Below are 816 nucleotides of genomic sequence, written 5' to 3' on the forward strand. Positions count from 1 at the left end.
GCCCAGGACGCCAAGGTCAAGGCGCAGCAGGCCGCCGACACAGCCAGGAAGGCCAGCGCGACGTTTGCCTTGCTTGGTGCGCTCTCGCTGGCCATCGGCGCCTTTATCGCCAGTGCTGCCGCGGCCCTTGGCGGCAGGCAGCGCGACGATGAGGAAGCGGTTTTTATCACCAACCGTTGAACTGCACTTGCAACAAAGCCACTCCGGGCCGCCCGGAGCGGCTTTGCTTTGAAGTTGTCGAGCGGCGCTGCCACGACCCCGTTCGCTGAAATCCGTTCTTATTTTCGGGGAGGAATCGCCGGCACTTCGGCTTGGCTCGGCTCCAGTTTGCGACCGAGGTCGACAGCGTCGCGCAGCACGGCGAGATGCGAGCGCGGCTGATCGCCGGCGGCAACCTCGCTACCGGTCGCCGCCAACGACCAGTACAGCGTGTGGGTGAAGACACGGCCGAGGGAACCGCGCAGCTCGACCTGGATGTTTTCTATGCCCGGGCCGAAATTCTCCGCCATCGGCCCTGAGATCGGATCGCCCGTCAGCCAACCATTGCCGCGGTCGAAGATATTGGTCCAGCGCGTCGCAGCAAACACCGCGCCATGATGCACCGCCCGCTGCGGCTTGCCGGAAGAACGGTTGCGCCCTTCCTGATAAAGCACGGTGCCACCGGCCGCCGCTCCCTCGGCAATCGGCGGACATGCCGAGAACAGGCGCTCGGCGATGCCGCGCCTGAATTCGGCGAGATTGTGCGTCACCAGAAATTCGCTGTGGGTCAGCGGGCTACCAAGCGTGACGAAATCGCTGATCTTCCAAGGCCGATGG

General features: G+C 64.6%; 2 pseudogenes. One reads left to right on the forward strand and one right to left on the reverse strand.

Annotated features, from left to right (window positions below):
* Positions 1–180: pseudogene (locus EN925_RS37965) on the forward strand (hypothetical protein); the annotation flags it as partial.
* A gap of 98 nt (positions 181–278) precedes the next feature.
* Here EN925_RS37965 and EN925_RS37970 read toward each other — a convergent pair.
* Positions 279–816 (reverse strand): annotated as a pseudogene (locus tag EN925_RS37970) (hypothetical protein); the annotation flags it as partial.

Origin of the sequence: Mesorhizobium sp. M7A.F.Ca.US.006.04.2.1 (genome assembly GCF_004022915.1) — a bacterium.
Classification (GTDB): domain Bacteria; phylum Pseudomonadota; class Alphaproteobacteria; order Rhizobiales; family Rhizobiaceae; genus Mesorhizobium; species Mesorhizobium ciceri.